This is a genomic window from Aurantiacibacter sp. MUD61, assembly GCF_027912455.1.
GTDB lineage: Bacteria > Pseudomonadota > Alphaproteobacteria > Sphingomonadales > Sphingomonadaceae > Alteraurantiacibacter.
This window is the reverse complement of the sequence record NZ_CP115446.1, coordinates 1,355,626-1,377,993: the sequence shown is the minus strand read 5'-3', so window position 1 is coordinate 1,377,993 and position 22,368 is coordinate 1,355,626. Positions and strand designations below refer to the sequence as shown.

Sequence of the window (22,368 nt, the reverse complement as noted above, 5' to 3'; positions counted from 1 at the left end):
ATGCGGCTCGGAGCGGCGTTGATCGCAGTCCCTGCATTTGCGCTGGCTCTTTCCTCCTGCGCCACCACACCGGCGGCGCAGGAAGAGATAGCCTCGGAGCAGGCTTCGGTCGAAACGCTGCCCGCTTCCGAGCTGATGGCGCTGATCGCAGCGGGCGAAGTCGTGCTGATCGATGTGCGCACGCCGGAAGAGTTTGCCGCAGGTCGCCTGCCCGGCGCGCTCAATGCGCCGCTGCAGACGTTCGTGCCGGCAAGCATCCCGATCGAAGCCGAGCGTGAAACGATCCTATACTGCGGCAGCAGTCGCCGTTCGGGTATCGCGGCAGAGCAGCTCGCCAGCTACCTCGGCACGCGCGTGCGCCATCTGGAAGGCGGCATTCAGGCGTGGGATGCTGCTGGCGGCGAGGTGATTACTTCACCCGAAAGCTGATCGGCCTACGCGCCATTTAAAGGAATATTGACCGGATTCTGCCATACCCCGGCCCATGGGGAATGAAGCCTCTCTGGCCAGCTCCAAGACGAGCAAAGACACCGATTGCGACCGCGAGAAGCTGGCTGCAATCGGCCATCAGGTGCGCAGCTCACTCGGGCAAGTCAAGGAGGCGATGCGCCTGCCGACACGGCTCGCGGAAGTGTATCAGATCGACCGGTTTCTGACCGGTCCTGACTGCAAGCATATCATCCGCGAGATCAACGCGAATGCGGTTCCTTCCACCCTAGCAGGCGAGAATGAGGTGACGATCCGCACCAGCAATACACACCATTTCGAACCCGGTAATCCGCACACGAGCGAGCTGGAACGTTATATCTGCGAGATAGCAGGGCTCGATATCCTGCATGCCGAGCGCATGCAGGGGCAACGCTATCAGAAGGGCCAGCAGTACACGCATCACTTCGATTTCTTCCACACGGGCGAGCGCTATTGGCAACATGAAGCGACCCACGGCGGCCAGCGCACCTGGACAGCGATGCTGACGCTCAACCAGCCGCGCGAGGGCGGAGAGACCGATTTTCCGCATCTGGACCTGCGCATTCGACCAGAGCCGGGCCGCTTGCTGCTCTGGAACAACATGCTGCCCGACGGACGTCCGAATATGAAAACGCTGCATGCGGGCATGCCCGTGACGCGCGGTATCAAGCACATCGTGACACTGTGGTTCCGCGAGGACCCCTGGCGGCTGATCAACGGCTACGTCTGATCGAAGCCAAAAGAAAAGGGCGGCCGGTTGCGACCGCCCTTCTGCTTTCAGCCGCTGAAAGAGACCTAAGCGGTCTCGAGTTCGCCTTCCTCAGCCTCACTGCCATCCTTGCGGCGGCGGCGCAGGAATACCGCGCCTGCACCCGCGCCGAAGAGCAGCATCATGCCCGGTGCCGGGACCGGCGTGCCGGTTGTGCCCGAAGTGCCACTCGTGCCGGATGTACCGCTGGTTCCCGAAGTACCGCTCGATGTACTCGTCGAGGAGGACGTGCTCGTCGAGGTTGAGGTGCTGGTCGATGTCGAGCTTGATCCACTGGTAGAGCTCGAGACGTTACCCGAAGAGGAGCTGGTGCTGCTCACCTGACCGGTGGTGCTCGTCACCGTTCCGCTCGTGCTGCTGATGCTGCCCGAACTGGTGGTCGTGGTGCTCGTCACACCGCCGGTGCTGGTGCTGCCGCTCGCGCCAGAAGTACCGCTCGATCCACCGGTGGAGGTCGTCGTCGAGGTGATACCGCCGCTTGTGCTGACATTGCCGCTCGTGCTGGTCACGCCGCCCGAGGTGGTCGAGGTGGTGTTCCCGCCGGTGGTGGTGCTGGACGTCACATTCCCGCTCGTCGTGCTCGTGCTGCTGCCCGAGGACGAGGACGTGGTCGAGCCACCCGAGCTGGTGATCCCGCCCGTGGTCGTGGTGCCGGACGTCGTCATGCCGCCTGTGGTTGTGCCCGGATGACCGGTCGTGCCGCTCGTTCCAGAGGTTCCGCTTGTGCCAGACGTTCCCGAAGTACCGGATGTGCCACTCGTGCCGCTGCTGGTCGAAGTGCTCGATCCGCTGCCACCCGAGGTGCTTGAGGATGTCGAGGACGAGCTCGAACCGCTGGTCGAGGAGGACACATTGCCGGACGACGAGCCTGTGCTGGACACCTGGCCAGATGTGCTGGTCACCGTCCCGCTCGTACTGGTGATGCTGCCGGACGAACTGGTCGTCGTGCTCGTTACGCCGCCGGTCGAGGAGGAGGTCGTGCTCGAGAATTCACCGGTCGAGCTTGTGCTCGTCACATTGCCCGAAGAGCTGCTGACATCGCCGGAACTCGAACTGGAGACAGCGCCCGATGTAGACGTAGAACCGCCCGAGCTTGATGTCGAAGTCGACGATCCGGTCGAGCTGTTGTCGATGTCAATGATGATGTTGATGCCGCCCGAGCTTTCGCCACCGGAAGTGGTCGTGCTTGTCGGCGGAGAGCCTGGAGGTGAGCCCGGAGGCGAGCCAGGAGGTGAGCCCGGAGGCGAGCCGGAAGTCGAAGGCGGTTGCGGTTCGCCACCTGTCGTTGTGGTGGTTGTGGTGCTCATATCGACAACTGCGCTGGCGTCACCACCGCCGCCGCCGCCACCGAAGAAGCCGCCAAAGAAACCACCGCCGAAGCCGCCGCCAAAGCCGCCCGAACCGCCGATAATCACCGGCTGGCCACCGCCACCACCGCGCACGGGCGCGGAGGGAAGCTGCGGAAGCGGAAGCGGTACGCCCGCGAGCGCATATTCTTCCTCACAGCATTCCGGCGCGCGCTCGATCGTGCGGCGCAGACGGCGCTGGGCGCGGGGTTCGCGCGGGATTTCACGACGGGCGACCGTTTCGCCTTCCGTCTTCACATCGACGAGCTGCGGCTCCCCACCCTCATTCTCATCCGATTTGTACCGGACATGCGAGGTCTGTGGCTCTGCCACGTGAACGGCGCCCCCACCGATGATCGCTCCGCCGGCTGCTGCGGCGCTGAGCTTTGCAATGGCCATGCGTACTGACATGCGCTTGGTCTCTCTTCATTCATCGGAAGCAGCCTGCAGCCCCCTTAGTGGAGCCGACGGCCTTTTCCGCTTCGTGCCAGAGAGACTTGCAAAAGCGGATTGGGCAATCCCTTAAGCCGCGATTCAAGCCTGTGTTAACCAAGAAAGTGGCAGTTTTTTGCGGCGCAGCACAGGTCTGTCCCACAATGGAACCGAAACCGGGTGAATCCCGAAGAAGCCGTTAACGCCAAAGCTCACTTTCCGCTGTCGAAAAGACCACTTTGCGGTGCCGATGGCGGGGTGATTCCCAGGTGATTCCATCCGCCATCGTTGAGGCAGCGCCCGCGCGCAGTCCGTGCGATCAGGCCCAATTGGATGAGGTACGGCTCAACCACTTCCTCCACCGTGTCGCGCGGCTCGGCGAGGCCAGCCGCAAGCGTTTCCACCCCCACCGGACCACCTTTATAGGTCTCTGCAATCATGGTGAGGTAGCGGCGATCCATCGCATCGAGGCCGAGGGAGTCGATCTCCAGCCGGGTCAGCGCTTCATCGGCGATATCGGCAGTAACCTCGCCGCTTCCCTTCACCTGCGCAAAGTCCCGCACCCGGCGCAGCAGGCGCCCCGCCACACGCGGCGTTCCGCGGGCACGGCGGGCAATCTCGCGAGCACCTTCATCGGCCATGGCGACATCGAGCAATCGCGCCCCGCGCCGCACGACTTCGGACAGCTCATTCTCGGTGTAGAACTGCAGGCGCACCGGAATGCCGAAGCGATCGCGCAAGGGCGTGGTGAGCAGGCCCTGCCGCGTCGTCGCCCCGACCAGCGTGAATGCCGGCAAGTCGATCCGCACACTGCGAGCCGACGGACCTTCCCCTATTATGATGTCGAGCGCGCGGTCCTCCATCGCCGGATAGAGCACTTCCTCGACCACCGGATTGAGCCGGTGAATCTCGTCGATGAAGAGCACATCATGCGGTTCGAGATTGGTGAGGATCGCTGCGAGGTCACCCGCCTTGGCGATCACCGGGCCAGATGTTGCGCGAAAGCCGACGCCCAATTCCTTGGCGATGATCTGAGCGAGTGTTGTCTTGCCGAGACCGGGCGGCCCGAAGAACAGCGTATGATCCATCGCTTCCCCGCGCTTGCGGGCAGCCTCGATGAAGACGCGTAGATTGTCCCGCGCAGCCTCTTGCCCGATGAACTCGGTAAGCGACTTGGGCCGCAGCGCCGCGTCAGGATCGTCCGGCTGGCGATCAGGGGTGTGGATGGATTGGTCGGTCAAAACGAGAACTCTTCCCTTGTGGCCGGCTCGCCCGGATACAGCCACTGCTCGCCCCCACGACGTCTTTGCCGCTCATTTTCCTCTGATGGCCGATAATCGATCGCCTCGTAGAAAGATCGCGGACCAGCATCGGTCGCTGCTTCCACTGGCTCAGCATAAACCACGAGATAGCCCTCGCGGACCCCCAGCCCGACACATGAAGTCAGGTTTTGAGGTATGACATCGATTTGCTGACCGCGCATTTCGGACGGGCCATCCAGGACTGTCGCAACAAAGCCCATCCATGTACCGGAGATTGGTCTTTCCAAACGCGCACGCAAGCTGATTGCACCCTCAGGAACTTCCGACGGTTCGTTCACCCACACCAAGCCAGTAACGTAGCCTTCGGGGCCATCGGCCATACACGCAACTGCTGGCGTGGCCGCGAATAGAGCAATTACAGCGAACAAGGCGGACGCTCGACGGGCCATCAAAACGGGTTCACCGTATAGCCCTGCTGTTGCAGCAGCGCGTGGGCGGTCATGGCGGAGAGAGCCATTTCCACGCCGGGAATCAGGTCATCGGCGGTGACGCCCTGCGCGGTGGCGCTCTGCCCGCAGACGATGAAGCGTACGCCATGATCGAGCATCGCGCGCACCATGACGGCACTGCCGTTGGACGCCGCCGCCTCGCCCTCTTCGCGTGGACGCGCGGCCAATGCCTCGTCAGTCAGCAGGTCGAGCACGGCGCTACCGTGCACCACCACCGCGGTATGGATCCGCGACGGGTCGATGCCATTGGCAGCGTGCATGTTGACGAAGCGCGCGGCGCTTTCGAAGCCGCGATTGCGCGTGCCTTCATCGGCGCGGCGGGCGACATCGAAGCTGTGGCGGAACGCGGTCGGTCGCGGGAAAGTCGGGATGCCCTCCACCGCCACATGCGGGCCGAAGTCCTCGAACACCGGGCCGGTCGCGAAGCCTTCGGGCATGTCCTGCGCGGCTACGGGGGTGGCGAGTATTGCAGCTGCTAAGATTGCTAGAAAACGCATGTCGGCTAAGCTCCATTCAAAGCTGTGATTGCTGTTGGGTTCAACCAGACGCCAACGGCAATCGGTATAGAGAACGACAGCGCATTACCTACTAGAGCAAGCAGGTTGCCCTGCGCTGCGTCGGCGCCTTTTTGCCGTTGCCAATTTGCCGCCATCTTCAGCGCGATCCAACCTCCAATGAACAGCGGCAATTGGGCGGGTGCCCACAAAACGAGTGTTAGCGTAATCATCCGTTCCACGCCGCCGACATAGAACGTCATCATTCGGAAGGCCGGACCCTTCATACCCATTGTGTACCTCATGGACCACATGAGGACACCGGTGATGAAGTGCGCACCCACCCAAACGAACAGATATGCGAGGATCACAAGGTACGGGTCCATCACCCTGCCGCCTTCTTCAGTGCCACGCGGATGAGGTCGCCCTCGCCCGCCCCTTCGCCCAGTTCCTCCTGCGCGCGCGCCACGGCCTGTGCGGCCACGGCGGGCTTGAAGCCGAGGTTCTGCAGCGCGCTCACCGCATCGGCGCTCGCCCCGCCAGCGCGCGAGACTGCTGTTGCTCCAGCCACGCCGCCGCCACCCGGAAGCGCGCCCGCCTTGTCCTTCAGCTCGTTCACAATGCGCCCGGCCAGCTTCGGCCCGACGCCCTGCGCGCGCGCCACGGTTGCGGCGTCCTGAGCGGCGCAGGCATCGCGCAGTTCGCCGGTCGAAAGGGCCGAAAGGATCGCGAGCGCCACTTTGGACCCCACCCCTTGCACCTGGGTCAGCAGGCGGAACCAGTCGCGCTCCGAGCTTTCGGCAAAGCCGAGCAGGCGCATGTCGTTCTCGCTCACCTGCAAGTCGGTGTGAACGGTGCAGGCTTCTCCCACATTGCCGAGCGCGGCCAGCGTCTTGGTCGAGCAGTGGACGAGATAGCCCACGCCCTGCACATCCACGATGGCCCAATCCTCGCCGGTTTCGTCCAAGCGTCCCGATAGCTTTGCAATCATGTGGTGAGGTTTGGCGGACAGATGGAGAACAGTCCAGCCTTTCGCTGCGCTTGTCCGCTATTTGCGAACACCGATTCCCAACAAGGGTGTGACAGGTGTGACAGTGTTTTGGCGCAAAAACCGCGGGGCCTTTGCGGGGCGCGGAATTCTGCGGTTCTCGCGCTAAAAGGGATCGTGACGATGGCCATCCTGTAACGCTGCAACAGGCCCTATCCTGTAGGAAAGTTTCCCTGCGCTCGACAGGCCTGCAATTTTCGCTCTAGGACGTGGCCCATGAGCTGGAACACATTCGGACGCGTATTTCGCTTCACCACCTGGGGGGAAAGCCACGGGCCTGCGCTGGGCGTGGTCGTGGACGGGTGCCCGCCGGGCCTCGAGCTCTCCGAAAAGGACATCCAGCCGTTCCTCGATGCGCGCAAGCCGGGGCAGAACCGCTTCACAACCCAGCGGCGCGAGGAAGATGAAGTGCGCATTCTCTCGGGCACTTTCGAAGGCCGCACCACCGGCACTCCGATCAGCTTGATGATCGAGAATACGGACCAGCGCAGCAAGGATTACAGCGAGGTCGCCAAGGCATACCGCCCCGGCCACGCCGACTACACCTATGACGCGAAATACGGCTTTCGCGATTATCGCGGCGGTGGCCGGTCGAGCGCGAGAGAGACTGCAGCGCGGGTAGCGGCAGGGGCGATTGCGCGGCTTGTGATTCCGGAAGTCACCATCACCGGCTGGACCGAGGCGATCGGCCCGCACGCCATGGACTATGCCAATTTCGAAGCGGGGCAGATCCGCGCCAACCCGTTTTTCTGCCCCGACCCGCAAGCAGCAAAGGCGTGGGAAGGCGTGATAGATGCAACCCGCAAGGCCGGTTCCTCGCTCGGCGCGACAGTCGCCTGCGAAGCGCGCGGTGTACCCGCCGGCTGGGGCGCGCCGATCTATGCCAAGCTCGACAGCGAAATCGCCGCCGCGATGATGACGATCAATGCCACCAAGGGCGTGGAAATCGGCGACGGTTTTGCTGCCGCGAGGCTCTCAGGCGAAGAGAACGCAGACACGATGCAGCCCGGCGAAGACGGCGAGATAGCGTTCGGCGCGAACCATTCAGGCGGCACGGCAGGCGGCATTTCGACCGGCCAACCGGTTCTCACCCGCGTGGCCTTCAAGCCCACCAGTTCCATCCTGACCCCGGTCGATACGATCACGAAGGAAGGCGAAGCGACCCAAATCCAGACCAAGGGCCGCCACGACCCCTGCGTCGGCATTCGCGGCGTGCCGGTGGTCGAAGCGATGATGGCGCTAGTGCTGGCGGACCAGAAGCTGCTGCACCGCGCTCAAGTAGCGGAGCGATAGCGCGGAAAAGATCGCGCTCAAGTAGCCGAGCGATAGCGCACAAGAACCCTCGCGGAGTGTGGGTAGCGACCACCCGGTCGGCCCCAGAACTCCGTCCAGAACCGTCTTTCTCGGAACATCAGGGGTGGCTCACCTCTTGATTAGGTATGAGAACTGACACCCGGACCGTCCCGATCAATCACGCCATGCCATCGCGAAGAGAGCGCCTGCGCGCCTTTATGCAGCTCAAATCGCAGCGTCGCATGCTGCTCGGCGGAGTGACCGCGCTGGCAGCGCTCACCATCGGGCTTGGTGCAGCTTTGTGGCAGGATCGCTCTTCTGCAGAAGTCGTTCGCCTTGGAGAAGGCGTAGCCAGTGTTGATGCGCAGCCTGTCGCCGCGCTTGAGCCTCTCGCCATGCCCGAACCTGCGCCTTCCCCATCGGAAAGCGCGATGGCGAGCGGTGAAGCCAGCTATTACGGGGAAGAGCTTGCCGGCAACCGGACTGCGAATGGCGAAGTCTTCGATCCCAGCCGGTTGACCGCCGCGCATCGCACGTTGCCCCTGGGCAGCCGTGTCCGCGTGACCAATCCGCGAAATGGCGATAGCGTAGTCGTAAGGATCAACGATCGCGGGCCGTATCACGGGAACCGCGTGATCGACCTTTCGACCGCAGCCGCGCGCGAAATCGGCTTGATCCGTTCGGGCACCGGCAACGTCAATCTTGCCCTGCTGATAAGCTAACACGCGCCAATTGAAAGGCGGCCGCGCTTTGCGCCACTTTTCGGTTATTACAATCCACTGATCGAAAATTTCGATGTTCGCAATCGCACAAAATCACTGTTGTGCGACGCAACAAAACCTATGTGCCATGCGTTGAGACATTAAACGCCGCCAGCAACCGCCGGCGGGTCGACCCAGACACATAGGAGAATTCACTTGGGTATTATCGGAAGCCAGATCAAACCGTTCAAAGCCACCGCTTTTCAGGCCGGCAAGGACTTTTTCGAAGTCACCGACGAAGACGTGAAGGGCAAGTGGGCCGTATTCTTCTTCTACCCGGCGGACTTCACCTTCGTGTGCCCGACCGAACTGGAAGACATGGGCGAAAAGTACGAAATGCTTCAGGGCATGGGCGTCGAAGTCTACGGCGTGTCGACCGACACCCACTTCAGCCACAAGGCATGGCATGACACCAGCGAGCGTATCGGCAAGCTGACTTTCCCGTTCCTGGGTGACCAGAACCACATCCTCGCGCGCAATTTCGATGTGCTGCGCGAAGAAATGGGCCTTGCCGACCGTGCGACTTTCGTCGTCGATCCCGATGGCGTGATCCAGATCATGGAGCAGACCTGCGAAGGCGTGGGCCGCAATGCCAATGAACTGACGCGCAAGATCAAGGCCGCTCAGTACGTCCGCGAAAACCCCGGTCAGGTGTGCCCGGCCGCATGGGAAGAAGACAGCGAGACGCTGAGCCCGTCGCTCGATCTTGTCGGCAAGATTTAAGCCGACAACCGGTTGCTGCAGGGCATTCTCCCCTCCCTTTTGCCCTGCAGACCCCCCGGGCCGTGACGCCCGGAATACCGAAGGCCCGGAGCATCTCTCCCCCCTCCCGCTCCGGGCCTTCCTATTTTCTGACATCCCGATTTTTCGAAAGGCACCGCGCCCATGCTCGATGCGAACATGACGACCCAGCTCAAGACCTATCTCGGCAATCTGCGCGAGCCGATCACGCTCGTCGCATCGCTGGACGATGGGAAGAAGTCTGCGGACACGCGCGCTCTGCTCGAAGAGATTGCGGCGCTGTCCGACAAGGTGACCGCTCGCTTCGATGGCGATGATGCGCGTATACCAAGCTTTGCGGTGACCCGTGCCTCGGATGAAACGCGTTCGGTCCGCTTTGCAGGCCTGCCTATGGGCCACGAGTTCACCTCGCTGGTGCTCGCGCTGCTATGGGCAGGCGGTCATCCGCCGAAAGTTGAGCAGGACGTGCTCGACACGATCCGCGCACTCGATGGCGATTTTGATTTCGAGATGTATTTCTCGCTGAGCTGCCACAATTGCCCCGACGTGGTGCAGGCGCTGACGCTGATGGCGCTCGAAAACCCGCGCATTTCCGCGACACTTATCGAAGGTGGAACATTCCAGTCCGAAGTCGACGAACGCGATGTGATGGCGGTCCCCTCGACCTATCTGAACGGCGAGCTGTTCTACAACGGCAAGATGAGTCTTGAGGAAATCCTCGCCAAGCTGGACGATGGCGCCGATGCGAAAGCGGCAGAAAAGCTTTCCGCCAAGGAGCCGTTCGAAGTGCTCGTAGTGGGCGGCGGCCCCGGCGGCGTGTCCTCGGCCATCTACACTGCGCGCAAGGGCATTCGCACCGGTATCGCTGCCGAACGCTTCGGCGGCCAGTTGAACGACACGCTCGGCATCGAGAATCTGCCCGGCACCGAATATACCGAAGGCCCCAAGCTGACGGCGGACCTAGAGCGGCAGGTGGCCGCACAGGGCGACATCGACCTGATGAACCTCGCCACAGCCAGCAAGCTGATCCCTGCGGAAACCAAGGGCGGCCTGCACTCGATTGAACTAGCGAATGGCGGCACGCTGAAGGCGCGCTCGTTGATCCTTTCGACCGGTGCGCGGTGGAAGCAGCTCGGCGTGCCGGGTGAAGAGGAATATCGCAACAAGGGCGTTGCCTATTGCCCGCACTGCGATGGCCCGCTGTTTAAGGGCAAGCGCGTCGCCGTGATCGGAGGCGGCAATTCGGGCGTGGAAGCCGCGATCGACCTCGCAGGCATCGTCGGCCACGTCACCGTGATCGAAGTCGCCGAGGAACTGCGCGCGGACAAGGTGCTGGTGACGAAGCTGGAAAGCCTTTCCAATGTCGACATTATTACCAATGCGCAGACGACCGAGATCACCGGCGATGGCAGTCGCGTGTCGGGCCTGAGCTATACCGACCGCACTACTACGGACAGCCACAGCCTCGAACTCGAAGGCGTGTTCGTGCAGATCGGCCTCGTCCCCAACACCGAATGGCTGAAGGATAGCGACCTTGAACTCAGCCAGTATGGCGAAGTGGTGATCGACAGCCACGGTGCGACAAATCTGGCGGGCATCTTTGCCGCCGGTGACTGTACCACCGTGCCTTACAAGCAAATCGTGGTGGCGATGGGCGCTGGTTCCAAGGCGGCACTTTCCGCCTTCGATTTCCTGATCCGCAACGAAGCGACACCGCAGGAAGAGCGAGTTCTCGAGCCTGCATAGGCCGAACGAACAACCATGACGTTGACAAAGGCCCGCTCGGTTCTGCCGCGGCGGGCTTTTGTGCATCTGGGCGCGGCGCAGCACCGCCTCGTCGAGAGAACGTCAAATCCGATCAATGAGTGGCAACTAATCGATTGGACTAATGAACCCTATGGGTCCATTCCTGCATTCATCAAGGGACTCGCGAGTCCCCCTAATTGCAGAGAGGAAAATTATAATGGACGCTAAGACCGGTTCAATTTCAGGCGGATGCCCCTTCCACGGCGATGGCGGCACGCGCGATTTGCTCGGCCGTACCAATCGTGACTGGTGGCCCGACTCACTGCAACTCGACATCCTGACGCAGGAAGGCCGCAGCGCCGATCCGATGGGCGAAGATTTCGATTATGCCGAGGCGTTCAACACCGTCGATTACAACGCGCTGAAAGCAGACATCACCGCGTTGATGACGGACAGCAAGGATTGGTGGCCTGCCGACTATGGCCATTACGGCCCCTTCTTCATCCGCATGGCGTGGCACGCAGCCGGCACCTATCGCACCGGCGATGGTCGCGGTGGCTCGTCCTCCGGCCAGCAGCGTTTTGCTCCGCTCAACAGCTGGCCCGATAACGGCAACCTGGACAAGGCGCGCCGCCTGCTTTGGCCGATCAAGCAGAAGTACGGCAAGAATATCAGCTGGGCCGACCTCTTCATCCTGACCGGTAACGTCGCCATCGAAAGCATGGGCGGACCGGTCTTCGGATTCGGCGGTGGACGCGCAGACGTCTACGAACCCGAAACCGTATATTGGGGCACCGAAGACCAGTGGGTCGACGAAGGCGTGCCGACGCGCATCAATCCCGATGAAGGCAAGGCGCTCGACAACCCGCTCGCTGCGATCCAGATGGGCCTCATCTATGTGAACCCGGAAGGCCCAGGCGGCGATCCGCACGACCCTGACGGCATGGCCCGCGACATGCGCGAAACCTTCGCCCGCATGGCCATGAATGACGAGGAAACCGTTGCCCTGACCGCTGGCGGCCACGCTTTCGGCAAGTGCCACGGCGCAAAGCCTGCCGATACGTTCGGCGGCGCTCCGGAAAGCGAAGTGCTCGCGCTGCAGGGCTTTGGCTGGCTGCATGACGAGGAAGAAATTGCCAAGGGCAATATCACCACCTCCGGTATTGAAGGCCCGTGGACGCCCAACCCGACGCAGTGGGGTGGCGATTACTTCCGCCTACTGTTCAAATACGAATATGAGCTCGTGAAATCGCCTGCCGGTGCATACCAGTGGACGCCGATCGATCCCGAAGAAGCCGATATGGCGCCTGATGCGCGTGACCCGAACAAGAAGGTCCCGACCATCATGACCACGGCCGACATGGCGCTGAAGCGCGACCCCGAATATCGCAAGATTTCGGAGCGCTTCCTGAATAACCAGGCCGCACTGGACGATGCCTTCGCCCGCGCATGGTTCAAGCTGTGCCACCGCGATCTGGGACCCAAGTCCTGCTATCTCGGCCCGGAAGTTCCGGAAGAAGACCTGATCTGGCAGGATCCGACCCCCGCTGGCTCGACACCGTCCGACAGCGATGTGTCGAACTTCAAATCGGCAGTGCTCGATAGCGGACTGACCGTTTCCGAACTGGTGAAGGCGGCTTGGGCTTCGGCCTCCACCTTCCGCAATTCGGATCGGCGCGGCGGTGCCAATGGTGCCCGCGTCCGCCTCGCCCCGCAAAAGGACTGGGCGGCGAACGATCCGGAGGAGCTGTCCAAGGTCCTCAGCAAGCTCGACGAGCTGCGCGGCTCGCTTTCGATGGCCGATGCCATCGTGCTGGCGGGTGCCGCAGCGATCGAAAAGGCAGCCAAGGATGGCGGCTTCGAAGTGAGCGTCGAGGTCACCACGGGCCGCGGCGATGCGGGTGAAGAGCATACCGATGCTGAAAGCTTCGAGCCGCTCGAGCCATTCGCCGATGGTTTCCGCAACTATCTGAAGACCAAGGCGAGCGTGAAGACCGAGGACATGCTGGTGGACAAAGCTCACCTGCTTGGCCTCTCGATTCCGGAAATGACCGCACTGGTCGGCGGGATGCGCGCTCTTGGCGCTGTCAGCCATCATGCCGAACATGGCGACCGGATCGGCGTGTTGACCGATCGCCCGGGTGTTTTGTCCAACGACTTCTTCACCAATCTGCTGAGCATGGACACCAAGTGGACCGTCGTCGATGAAAGCGGTGACGAGGAATTCGTCGGTCGTGATCGCGAGTCGGGCGAGGAGAAATACCGCGCCACCCGCACCGATCTGGTCTTCGGATCGAACTCCCAGCTGCGCGCTATTTCGGAAGTATTTGCCGAGAATGGTGGGGAAAAACGTTTCGTAGATACGTTCATCCGTGCATGGATTAAGGTGATGGACGCAGATCGGTTTGACATCCGCTACGCAAAGTTTAGTGGGTGACACGCCGGTTAAACGGCTAAAGCCCGGAGAGCTTGCCCCCCAAGTCTTTTCGGGTCGCTGGAAGGCCCCTGGCAGCTCGCTGTCAGGGGCCTTTTCCTTTCCGGCAGGGGTACTAAGGGGTTCGCATGGCTTCGACCCACGCCCAATCTACTGCGGCTCGCGCACTAGCGGCTCTCATCTTCATTGTAGCGCTGGGTAGCGTGACCATGCAGGTCGGGCTCAACATCCGCGACGGGTCGAGCCTTGCCGACGTGCTGGCCGCGATGAGCCGGTTCTTCACCATCCTGACCAATGTGCTGGTGGCAGGCACTTTTGCGCTGATCGCAGCAGGTAGGGCCATTTCGCCGCGCTGGCTGCTTTGCATGACCGCCGCCATCGCCGGTGTCGGCATCGTCTATCACGCGGCTCTCGCGCGATATCTCACGCATGAAGGGTGGGAAATCGTCGCCGACCAGGGCGTGCATACCGCCGCACCGATCCTGACGGTGATGTGGTTCGCCGCGCTGATGCCGAAAAATGCCGCACGTTGGCGCGATGTACCCTTCGTGGTGATCTGGCCGATGCTCTACTGCTTCTATGCGCTGGCACGCGGAAGCCTGACGGACGACTATGTCTATTTCTTCATCGATGCGAACACGCTGAGCGTGGCCGAGATGACGCTGAACATTGCTGGGCTGACGGTATTTTTCGCCCTGCTCGGTGCAGCAAGCGTGTGGCTCGTCAAACTTCGGCCCGCGCGGGGCTAGAACCAGCCTGCATCCTTCAGCGGCGTGACATTGGCGCGGCTGACCGGGGCTTCGATGCCGGTATCGAGCACCAGCCGCACATTGCGCCCATCGCGCTTTACATTGGCCACCGCACCGCGCGCGACCCACCAGCTTCGATGGACCTGTTCGCCCTCGATTCCGTCCAGCTCTGCCACCGCATCGCGCATCCGCAGCAACACCAGTTCGCTCCCCAGCGCAGTGTGGGCGCGGACGTAATGGTCCTCCATCTCCAGCGCGATCAGCTGCGTGCCGAGCTCTGGCGGCAGGCGATCGAGAAAGCGTGCTGGCGCGGGCGTTTCCGTTTCCGACGGAGTGACGGGGGGCACCGAAGCTGGATCAGCAGAGGCCTGCGCCTGTCTCTGGATCAGCGTGTTCACTATCGTGATAAGCGCGCCGATCATCGCCACATAGATATAATGCGTCATCGCAGTTTCGAGACCCGGCCAGCCCCAGCGGTCCGGTCCACGCTGGATCATCCAGACCACTATCGCCATCGGCAAGGATGCAATCAGCACACCGGCAATGCGCAGCGCCCACGCGGGCAGCTGGAGCTTTGGCGCGAGGCGTTGGGCCAGCGTGTCGATAGGGGCATACAAAATGTAACCCAGCACCGCGAAGCCAATCCATACAACCAGCCTCAAGTGCAGCGGATCGTTGAAACTGCCGAATGGGCCGATCAGCGCGAGCACCACACCGATCGCTACCATGGTTGCCAGATCCACCAGCAGGCGGCTGACGAAAGGCTTCTCTTCGCGTGGTGAGGAGCTGTTCATTTGAATGCAGAGTAGCGCCCATTCGCGCTTCGTAAAGTGGCAGATTGGCGTAAATCCGCGCTTTTCACGTATGCATCGCGCCGCTCCCGCAAACCGCATTGCCCGCGAACGGGCATCGGGCAGACAGGGTCTCAACACATCCAAGGGGAGACCTCACATGACCACTGCCACTGCCAATCCGCTTCAGTTTCTCAACCCGTTTCACCGTCCAGCAGGTGCGCTGGACCTCGGCCCCTGGATCAAGGGGCTGGTCATCCTGTCAGGTACTTTCATGACGGCGATTTGCGTGCTGGCGATCGGCAAGGCCTCGCTCGGCCTGTCGGGCGACCTGCCGCATCTCAAGCACTTCGTCATTATGTTCCATGTCAGCACGGTGCTGCCCTGCGTGCCGCTAGGCCTTTACCTTCTGCTCGCCCCCAAGGGCACACCGATGCACAAGCAGCTGGGCATGCTGTGGATCACGCTGATGGTCGTCACTGCACTCAGCACGCTGTTCATCCATGACGGCATGCGCCTTTCGTGGATTCACATCTTTGTGCCGTTGACGCTGCGCGCCGCCTGGCTGACGATTTCCAAGGCTCGCCGCGGCGATATCAAGGGTCACCGCAACGAGATTGTCAGCCTCTACCTTGGCGCGTTGATGATCCCGGGCATCTGGGCCTTCGCGATTGAAGGCCGCCTGATGAACGCCATGCTCTTCGGCTGGGGCTGAGCCTCAGCGCCGCCGCTTCAATACGATATAAAGCGCACCCTCGCCTCCGTGGCGGCGGTGCGCCTTTCGTATGGCGGCGATATCGGAGGCATGCTGACCCGCTGCCAGCCAGTCGAGGATTTTCGCCCTTATCGCGCCGCGCTTGCTTGAGCGGTCCGCCGCATCGACCGGGCGCGGCCTGCCGGTCACCACCAGTACCAGCCGCGCGCCCATGGCCTTGGCCTGCATGAGTCCGTCATTCAGGCGGACATAGGCCTGATCGAGCGTGTGGCCGTGCAGGTCGAGCGAGAAGTCCGGCTCGGTAGCAGTGCGCGAGAGCCGGCGCTCCCAATGCGAATCGAGGCCGTGCGGTGCTTGCGTTGCAAGCGGTTGGGGCGAGACTACGGTTGGCGGCCTCTCTCGCACGCTGCCGGGAACGGGGCGCGGTGCAGCGGACTGCACAGGCTTCTTCGGTTTGGCCGGAGGTGGCGACGCGAGTTTGGCAGTGTGCTGGTCGGGATGCATCGGCTTCACCGTGCTTGCGACCTTGTTCCATAGCGCAGCCTCTTCGGGCGAAAGGCCGCGCGGGGCGCTCATCGGCGAAGACGTGCAGCGGAGGCGTGCGGCAGCAGGATCACAGCCTGGCCGCGCCCGCTCATTCCACCGGCAATCTCGCGTGCTTCCGGTCCACCGCCCCAGAAGGTGTCGAAGCGATTGGACCCGCGAATGGCTCCGCCCGTGTCCTGCGCGATCCAGATGCCGTCTGCGATGTCACGATCGAGATCGAGCAGCACCGGCGCGCCATAGGGCACATACTTAGGATCGACCGCGACGGCGTTGCGCGCGCGAACAGCCACGCCGATCGAGCCGATGGGGCCCTCGCCTTCGAGCTCGCGGAAGAACACCCAGCTTTCATTGAGACGCATCAGATCCGCGCCCTCTTCGGGATTCTCGCGAATATATTGCATGATGCCCTGCATCGATCCGGCATATTGGCCCGGCCCGTCTCCCAGCAGGCCGCGCTCTCGCATCACGCCGCCAATGCCGGTGTAGGCATGACCATTCTGGTTGGCATAGCCGATGCGGATGATCTCGCCTGTCTGCGGATCGCGCAAGCGGCCGGAGCCCTGGATTTGGAGGAAGAAGAATTCGACCGGATCGCTGGCATAGGCGAGCACTTCAGCGCTGCCATCGAGCGCGCCATCTTCAATCTGCGCCCGCGTATAATGCGGCACGCAGCGTCCGTCCGCCGTGCGTCGGCTCAAGGGCGCGCGGCCCGTGCGTTCGCTCTCGGGAATATCGTCGCGCCAGCAGCGCTCCAGATCGCGCGGCGGGGCATAGACCGGCACATCGCTGGCCGAACGGCGAGTGCGGCTGCCGAGAATTTCGGGCTCGAAATAGCCGGTCGCAAAAGCGCTGCCATCGCCCACGCGAACGGGCACGAACTGCGTCGCGAAAAATTCCGCTGCGCGCTCGCGCGGCCATTCTGCTGCGGCATTGCATGGGATCTGCCAGTCTTCGGGGCGCGTGAGACCGGACTGGTCTTCGCGGCTCGTCGCGACGCGGCAGGACAGGCGAAACGCGTCGAAATCAGTACGAAGCTCGCTTGCCGGGATACTGGCGAAGGAGAGCGCGGGTACCTGCACCGCGCCCATCGCCGCAGCCGTCGCGCCTACAGGCGGAACAGGGCCAGGTCCGTCAGTTGCAGGAATAACCCGCGCGCAGGCAGCGAGCAGGCCTAGGGCACATAATGGGAGGAGGTGGCGCATCGTTGTCACGCCGCCACTGCTATCAACCAGCGTCGGTCTCGTCGAGCAGCCAGTTCGGATCGCTGGAGCGCGTATCGCGGCTGAAGGTCCAGATATCGCGGCTTTCGATCGCATCATCGAGCGAACCGGCCACCACATTTCCATCCTTGTCGCGCGTCACGCTGGCGATATCGGCCACGAAGCGCACGGCGATGCGGGCGATCTTGCCGTCGAGCACGGCGGAATGCACCGTTTCGTCTTCGATGCGGATCAGGCGATTGTCGAGCTTCAGGCCATTGGCTTCGCGATCATCGATCGCGGCAACGAAGCTCTCGTACACATCGTCATCGCATAGATCGCGCAGCTCTTCCTTGTCGCCGCGCCAGAAAGCATCGAGCACGACTTCGTAAGCGCCCTTCGCACCTTCAAGGAAAGGCAGCAATTCAAAGCTACGATCAGCGGCCTGGATATCGCGCAGGCCAGATTCGATAGCGGGCGAGAAACCGGCTAGCGCACGTTCGGTGCGCGCAGGTTCACCAGCCGGGGCGGCAGCTTTCTGCTGCGCATCTGCTTCCGCGTCGGCTTCCTGCTGCGCACGTTCAAGCCGGTTGGCAATCAGCTCCTCCTCATGCTCGGCCTTGCGGCCCAGCACGGAATACAGACGCATGCCCAGAAAGGCTGCAATCATGGCGAGGATGACGATTTCCCAAATCACGCGATAAATTTCCCACTTCTTCCCTGCACTTTACGAGCGCCGAAACGCTGCCCGCAGGATTACAACATATGTGAACCAGATAAGTGCCAATAGCAAATGGGCAAGGCCGACTTAAGCCTTGCTGAAGCGCCTCCATACCGTCTCGTCGTAAACAGAGCGGTAATCACGGGTCCGAGAGCAATACATTGCGTTGAAACGCATGGCCAAGGGTGATAGGCGCGCAGCCGGAATTTCCATAGCGCCGGGTCCCGCATCCGCAGCGCAATTACAGACAGCGAAAGAACACAGATCATGGCCGATGAAGGCGACGTCCTGAAGAACCTCGATGATGGCAATGCCGCAAATGCCGGCAATGGCGCAGACAACCAGCCGGTGGCGGGTATCATCTCGCAATATGTGAAAGACCTCTCGGTTGAAAACCCGAAGGCGCCGGACAGCTTCAAATGGCGCCAGCAGCCCGAAATGGACGTGCAGTTCAACATTGCTTCGCGCAAGATTTCGGACGAGCTGAACGAAGTCGAGCTGAAGGTCACCGCCACCAGCAAGACGTCGGAAGGCACCGCCTATATCGTCGACCTGTCCTATTGCGGCCTCGTCGGTATGCGCAATCTGCCCGAAGAGCAGCAGCACGCTTTCCTCTATGCAGAGGCTCCGCGCATCCTGTTTCCTTTCGCGCGCCGCGTGATTTCGGATGCCGTGCGCGATGCAGGCTTCACCCCGCTGATGCTCGATCCGATCGATTTCAACGGCCTGTATGTGCAGCAGCTGCAGCAGAAGCGCGCGCAGGAAGCGGCGGCCGGTCAGGCTCCCGCGCCCGGCGGCGAAGGCTAAGCCCCCACAGATGAAGCGGGCCAGCGAGCAATGAGCCTGCTCAAGAATGTCGGCACGATCGGCTCGCTGACGATGGTCAGCCGGGTCGCCGGGATGGCGCGCGAGATGATTTTCTCGCGTGTCCTCGGCGCCAATGAGGTGACCGATGCCTGGTTCCAGGCGCTGATCATTCCCAACGTATTCCGCCGCCTGTTCGCGGAGGGCGCGTTCTCGGCGGCTTTCGTGCCGATGTTCTCCAAGCGTCTGCATTCGGGCGAAGGCGGCGCGCAGGATCTGGACGCCGCGCGCAGCTTCTCGCAGGACGTGATCAGCGTCTTCGTGCCCGCACTGATCCTCCTCACTGCCATTTTCGAAATCGCCATGCCGGGGGTGATCTGGCTCCTCTCAGACAAGCCGATCGACCCGGGCAAGTTCGACTATTCGGTCGATTTCGCACGGATCATGTTCCCCTATATCCTGCTGGTCAGCGTGGTGACGCTGCTCACCGGCATGCTCAATTCGGTGAGCCGCTTCGGCCCCGGGGCGAGTTTTCCGATCATCCTCAACCTCGTGCTGATCGGCACGCTGCTTTATGTCGAGACGACCGGGCTGGGCGTGGAAGCGATGGGCTATATCGTCGCCTGGGCGGTGCCTGCGGCGGGCGTGTTGCAGCTCGGTTGGCTGGTGTATTGGGCGCATGTCGAGGGCTTTCGCCCGCGCTGGATCACCCGGCCGCGCCTGACGCCGGAGGTGAAGCGCCTTGGCATCATCGCGCTGCCCGCAGCCATCGGGGGCGGCGCCTATCAGATCAATACGCTGCTGCAGGTCTATTTCCTCAACCAGTTGGATGGCAGCACGGTGAGCTGGATGAACTATGCCGACCGGCTGAACCAGCTGCCGCTGGGCATCATCGGCATTGCCTTGTCGACCGCGATCCTGCCGAGCCTTTCCAAGTTCATCGGCGCGAATGATGGCGCTGGCGCAGCGCGCATCCAGTCGAACGCCATCGAGCTGGGCATGTTGCTGACGATCCCGGCGGCCGTGGCGCTGGCGATTTGTGCAGAGGCTTTCATCACCATCATCTTCCAGGGCGGACGCTTCACCATGGAAGATGCCGCCATGTCGGGCAGTATCCTCGCGATCCTTGTGCTCGGCCTGCCCGCTTACGTGCTGGTGAAAGTGCTGGTGCCGAGCTTCTACGCCCGGTCGGACACGAAGACGCCGGTCTATGCCGCCTTCGCCGCGCTGGCTGTGTTCATCGGGTTCAACGTCGCCTTCCTGCAGCGCTTCGGCGTGGAAGGAGTAGCGGCGGCCTCTGCCATCGGCGCGTGGCTGAATGCAACGATCCTTTACACCGTGCTTCGCTTACGCGGATATTACCGGGCGGACTGGTCCCTGATCGGCCGCGTGGCACGTCAGTTGATCGCCGCCGCCGCCATGGGCGTCGCGCTCTATTACGCACAGGACTATCTCGCCGATTATTACGCGGCTGGCCTCTTTGCCCGTCTCGTGGCAGTAGGCGCGCTCGTCGGCTGCGCCGGCATCGTTTATTTCGCCGTGGCCTTTGCCATCGGCGCGGTCAGCCGGGATCGGTTGAAAGCCTACACAAAGAAGAGAGTGCCCGAAGCATCATGATCGTCGTTTCCGGAATCCAGCCCACCGGCAAGCCGCATCTCGGCAATTATCTCGGTGCGATCCGCAATTACGTGAAATTGCAGGATGAAGCGCATGCGAATGGCGGCAAATGCTTCATCTTCCTGGCTGACCTGCATGCGATCTCCATGCCGCATGACCCGGCTGAACTGCATGCAAGCACGCTGGAAATGGTCGCCACACTGGTCGCCTGCGGGCTGGATCCTGCGAAGTCGGTGCTCTTCAACCAGGCGCAGGTGCCGCAGCATGCAGAACTGCAATGGCTGCTGATGGGCACGGCGCGCATGGGCTGGCTCAACCGCATGACGCAGTGGAAGGACAAGGCTGGCAAGAACCGCGAAGGCCAGTCGGTCGCGCTGTTCGGCTATCCCGTGCTGCAAGCCGCCGATGTGCTGCTGTACCAGACGACCCACGTTCCCGTGGGCGAAGACCAGAAGCAGCATCTGGAACTGGCGCGCGACATTGCGCAGAAGTTCAACAATGATTTCGCCTCGGAAGACGCGCCCGTCTTCACACTGCCCGATCCCTACATCCCTGAAGAGGCTGCGCGGATCATGTCCCTGCGTGATGGCTCGAAGAAGATGAGCAAGTCCGATCCGTCGGATATGAGCCGCATCAGTCTGACAGACGATGCCGACACCATGGCCCAGAAGATCAAGAAGGCGAAGACCGATCCCGAGCCGCTGCCAAGCGAAGTGGCGGGCCTCGCCGATCGCCCAGAAGCGCTCAACCTCGTCAGCATTTACGCCGCGCTGGAAGGCTCCAGCCCGCAGGCTGTGCTCGATCAATTTGGCGGCGAAGGCTTCGGCAAGTTCAAGCCGGCCATGGCGGAACTGCTGGTGAGCACGCTCGGCCCGATCCGCGATCGCTTTGTCGAGCTGAAGGAAGATCGCGAGGCGTTGGACGCCATTCTGGCGCGCGGCGCATCACAGGCCCGCGAAGCTGCGGCGCCTACGCTCGATGCCGCATACAAGGCGCTCGGCCTGGTGCGCGGCTAAGCGGAACCCTGCAAATCTCTGAATTGTAAACATTTGTCAATGCGCTGGTTCAAGGCGTATTCAGCCCGCCCTTGATAAACACCGGGTCATCGTAGACATTATTGGGCGCTGAGTCGGGCTTCGCTCGGGTAGCGCAAGGGACTGCAAGAGGTTTATTATGACCCATACAAAGGCGCGCATGCGCAATCTGAAACTGGCAGCTGTGCCTGCCCTCGCGCTGGCGCTCGCAGCCTGCGCATCACCTTTCCGCGCCGACGTATCGCGCTTCGAAAGCCAGCTTCCGGCACCGCAAGGGCAGAGCTTCTACGTCGTCGCCGATGATCCGGCTCTCGCGGGCGGCCTCGAATTCTCGCTCTATGCCGACGAAGTCGAAGAAGAAATGGCCGCGCTTGGCTATTCGCAAGCCGCTTCTGCCGAAGACGCCACCCTGCTGGTCCGCTTCGACTATGGCGTAGACAATGGCCGTGAGCGTGTCCGCTCGACCGGCTTCCGCAATGATCCGTTCTACAGCCCATGGCGCACTTACGGTCGCCGCGTCGCGTATCGTGATCGGCAGGGCCGCGTACGCATTGCCTACGTGCCCACCCGTCGTTGGGGTTACGGCTGGCACGATCCATTCTTTGGCAATGACGTCGTCAGCTACACGGTCTACACCAGCGGCATCGACCTGAAGATCGACGATGCTGCCACGGGGGAGCGCCTGTTCGAAGGCAATGCCCAGGCCTTGTCGCAGTCCAATCGCCTGCAATATCTCGTGCCGAATCTGGTGGAGGCGATGTTTACCGACTTCCCCGGCAATTCGGGCGAAACGGTACGCATTTCGATTGCTCCGGAAGATCGCGCAGAGCGCCGCGGCGACTGATCGGAACGACTTTATCGAGTAGAACAAGGGCCTCCATCGCGGGGC

26 protein-coding genes are annotated in these 22,368 nt (G+C 62.2%); 16 read left to right on the top strand and 10 right to left on the bottom strand.

Annotation, left to right across the window (positions count from 1 at the left end; translation table 11 throughout):
- Positions 1-429, top strand: coding sequence for a rhodanese-like domain-containing protein (locus O2N64_RS06665; RefSeq protein WP_271079496.1), 429 nt, complete (start codon positions 1-3; stop codon positions 427-429).
- A 55-nt stretch (positions 430-484) separates the two neighbouring features.
- Positions 485-1,198 carry a prolyl hydroxylase family protein gene (locus tag O2N64_RS06660; protein WP_271079495.1) on the top strand — a complete coding sequence of 238 codons (714 nt, stop codon included), beginning with the start codon at positions 485-487 and terminating at the stop codon, positions 1,196-1,198.
- Positions 1,199-1,263: 65 nt separating this feature from the next.
- Here O2N64_RS06660 and O2N64_RS06655 read toward each other — a convergent pair whose 3' ends face one another.
- On the bottom strand, positions 1,264-1,362 hold the full coding sequence (locus O2N64_RS06655) for a PEP-CTERM sorting domain-containing protein (protein ID WP_234034969.1): 99 nt from the start codon (positions 1,360-1,362) through the stop codon (positions 1,264-1,266).
- Between O2N64_RS06655 and O2N64_RS06650 the strand changes: the two genes are divergently transcribed.
- The 3 genes from O2N64_RS06650 to O2N64_RS06640 are packed head-to-tail and all read left to right on the top strand — an operon-like array spanning position 1,361 to position 2,920.
- Positions 1,361-1,561 carry a hypothetical protein gene (locus tag O2N64_RS06650; protein WP_271079494.1) on the top strand — a complete coding sequence of 67 codons (201 nt, stop codon included), beginning with the start codon at positions 1,361-1,363 and terminating at the stop codon, positions 1,559-1,561. The genes O2N64_RS06655 and O2N64_RS06650 overlap by 2 nt on opposite strands.
- A gap of 3 nt (positions 1,562-1,564) precedes the next feature.
- Complete coding sequence (locus tag O2N64_RS06645) at positions 1,565-1,927, top strand: hypothetical protein (RefSeq protein ID WP_271079493.1); 363 nt, start codon at positions 1,565-1,567, stop codon at positions 1,925-1,927.
- Between the two features lie 6 nt (positions 1,928-1,933).
- A complete protein-coding gene (locus O2N64_RS06640; RefSeq protein ID WP_271079492.1) occupies positions 1,934-2,920 on the top strand; it encodes a hypothetical protein in 987 nt (328 codons plus the stop codon).
- A gap of 307 nt (positions 2,921-3,227) precedes the next feature.
- Here O2N64_RS06640 and ruvB read toward each other — a convergent pair whose 3' ends face one another.
- The 5 genes from ruvB to ruvA form a co-directional block, all read right to left on the bottom strand.
- Entirely contained in the window at positions 3,228-4,256 is a 1,029-nt protein-coding gene (ruvB, locus tag O2N64_RS06635) for a Holliday junction branch migration DNA helicase RuvB (protein WP_271079491.1), read from the bottom strand.
- Positions 4,253-4,657: a hypothetical protein gene (locus O2N64_RS06630; RefSeq protein WP_271079490.1), complete on the bottom strand. Its 405-nt coding sequence runs from the start codon at positions 4,655-4,657 to the stop codon at positions 4,253-4,255. Before O2N64_RS06630 ends, ruvB begins: the two co-directional genes overlap by 4 nt.
- Before the next feature lie 68 nt (positions 4,658-4,725).
- Positions 4,726-5,283 carry a DsrE family protein gene (locus O2N64_RS06625; RefSeq protein WP_271079489.1) on the bottom strand — a complete coding sequence of 186 codons (558 nt, stop codon included), beginning with the start codon at positions 5,281-5,283 and terminating at the stop codon, positions 4,726-4,728.
- Between the two features lie 5 nt (positions 5,284-5,288).
- Positions 5,289-5,573: a hypothetical protein gene (locus tag O2N64_RS06620; protein ID WP_271079488.1), complete on the bottom strand. Its 285-nt coding sequence runs from the start codon at positions 5,571-5,573 to the stop codon at positions 5,289-5,291.
- A 92-nt stretch (positions 5,574-5,665) separates the two neighbouring features.
- Positions 5,666-6,271 carry a Holliday junction branch migration protein RuvA gene (ruvA, locus tag O2N64_RS06615; RefSeq protein ID WP_271079487.1) on the bottom strand — a complete coding sequence of 202 codons (606 nt, stop codon included), beginning with the start codon at positions 6,269-6,271 and terminating at the stop codon, positions 5,666-5,668.
- A 273-nt stretch (positions 6,272-6,544) separates the two neighbouring features.
- Here ruvA and aroC point away from each other — a divergent pair, with 273 nt between their 5' ends.
- The 6 genes from aroC (at position 6,545) to O2N64_RS06585 (ending at position 14,052) form a co-directional block, all read left to right on the top strand.
- Positions 6,545-7,621 carry a chorismate synthase gene (aroC, locus tag O2N64_RS06610; protein ID WP_271079486.1) on the top strand — a complete coding sequence of 359 codons (1,077 nt, stop codon included), beginning with the start codon at positions 6,545-6,547 and terminating at the stop codon, positions 7,619-7,621.
- A 146-nt stretch (positions 7,622-7,767) separates the two neighbouring features.
- Entirely contained in the window at positions 7,768-8,343 is a 576-nt protein-coding gene (locus O2N64_RS06605) for a septal ring lytic transglycosylase RlpA family protein (RefSeq protein WP_271079485.1), read from the top strand.
- A 195-nt stretch (positions 8,344-8,538) separates the two neighbouring features.
- Positions 8,539-9,105, top strand: a complete 567-nt coding sequence (gene ahpC / locus O2N64_RS06600) for an alkyl hydroperoxide reductase subunit C (RefSeq protein ID WP_271079484.1) — start codon at positions 8,539-8,541, stop codon at positions 9,103-9,105.
- Between the two features lie 162 nt (positions 9,106-9,267).
- Positions 9,268-10,869 carry an alkyl hydroperoxide reductase subunit F gene (ahpF, locus tag O2N64_RS06595; protein ID WP_271079483.1) on the top strand — a complete coding sequence of 534 codons (1,602 nt, stop codon included), beginning with the start codon at positions 9,268-9,270 and terminating at the stop codon, positions 10,867-10,869.
- Between the two features lie 217 nt (positions 10,870-11,086).
- Positions 11,087-13,306 carry a catalase/peroxidase HPI gene (gene katG / locus O2N64_RS06590; protein ID WP_271079482.1) on the top strand — a complete coding sequence of 740 codons (2,220 nt, stop codon included), beginning with the start codon at positions 11,087-11,089 and terminating at the stop codon, positions 13,304-13,306.
- 125 nt (positions 13,307-13,431) lie between these two features.
- Positions 13,432-14,052: a Pr6Pr family membrane protein gene (locus O2N64_RS06585; protein ID WP_271079481.1), complete on the top strand. Its 621-nt coding sequence runs from the start codon at positions 13,432-13,434 to the stop codon at positions 14,050-14,052.
- On the opposite strand, the gene O2N64_RS06580 is transcribed toward O2N64_RS06585, so the two are convergent.
- Positions 14,049-14,846: a LytTR family DNA-binding domain-containing protein gene (locus O2N64_RS06580; protein WP_271079480.1), complete on the bottom strand. Its 798-nt coding sequence runs from the start codon at positions 14,844-14,846 to the stop codon at positions 14,049-14,051. The genes O2N64_RS06585 and O2N64_RS06580 overlap by 4 nt on opposite strands.
- A 157-nt stretch (positions 14,847-15,003) precedes the next feature.
- On the opposite strand from O2N64_RS06580, the gene O2N64_RS06575 reads away from it, so the two are divergent.
- Positions 15,004-15,558, top strand: coding sequence for a DUF2306 domain-containing protein (locus tag O2N64_RS06575; protein ID WP_271079479.1), 555 nt, complete (start codon positions 15,004-15,006; stop codon positions 15,556-15,558).
- 3 nt (positions 15,559-15,561) lie between these two features.
- On the opposite strand, the gene O2N64_RS06570 is transcribed toward O2N64_RS06575, so the two are convergent.
- From O2N64_RS06570 to O2N64_RS06560, 3 genes are read right to left on the bottom strand one after another with little or no spacing between them, the layout of a single operon-like run.
- Positions 15,562-16,134: a Smr/MutS family protein gene (locus tag O2N64_RS06570; protein WP_271079478.1), complete on the bottom strand. Its 573-nt coding sequence runs from the start codon at positions 16,132-16,134 to the stop codon at positions 15,562-15,564.
- Positions 16,131-17,306: a murein transglycosylase A gene (mltA, locus tag O2N64_RS06565; protein ID WP_271079477.1), complete on the bottom strand. Its 1,176-nt coding sequence runs from the start codon at positions 17,304-17,306 to the stop codon at positions 16,131-16,133. Before mltA ends, O2N64_RS06570 begins: the two co-directional genes overlap by 4 nt.
- A gap of 22 nt (positions 17,307-17,328) precedes the next feature.
- Entirely contained in the window at positions 17,329-18,000 is a 672-nt protein-coding gene (locus O2N64_RS06560; RefSeq protein WP_271079476.1) for a Tim44/TimA family putative adaptor protein, read from the bottom strand.
- Positions 18,001-18,291: 291 nt separating this feature from the next.
- On the opposite strand from O2N64_RS06560, the gene secB reads away from it, so the two are divergent.
- The 4 genes from secB to O2N64_RS06540 all read left to right on the top strand — a co-directional run bounded on the left by secB (position 18,292) and on the right by O2N64_RS06540 (position 22,323).
- Positions 18,292-18,831 (top strand): protein-export chaperone SecB, encoded by a 540-nt coding sequence (secB, locus tag O2N64_RS06555; RefSeq protein WP_271079475.1) that lies wholly within the window; start codon positions 18,292-18,294, stop codon positions 18,829-18,831.
- Between the two features lie 30 nt (positions 18,832-18,861).
- Positions 18,862-20,445, top strand: a complete 1,584-nt coding sequence (murJ, locus tag O2N64_RS06550; protein ID WP_271079474.1) for a murein biosynthesis integral membrane protein MurJ — start codon at positions 18,862-18,864, stop codon at positions 20,443-20,445.
- Complete coding sequence (gene trpS / locus O2N64_RS06545) at positions 20,442-21,461, top strand: tryptophan--tRNA ligase (RefSeq protein WP_271079473.1); 1,020 nt, start codon at positions 20,442-20,444, stop codon at positions 21,459-21,461. The genes murJ and trpS overlap by 4 nt, the downstream gene beginning before the upstream one ends.
- 157 nt (positions 21,462-21,618) lie before the next feature.
- Positions 21,619-22,323 carry a DUF4136 domain-containing protein gene (locus O2N64_RS06540; protein ID WP_271079472.1) on the top strand — a complete coding sequence of 235 codons (705 nt, stop codon included), beginning with the start codon at positions 21,619-21,621 and terminating at the stop codon, positions 22,321-22,323.
- The last annotated feature ends 45 nt before the right edge of the window (positions 22,324-22,368 follow it).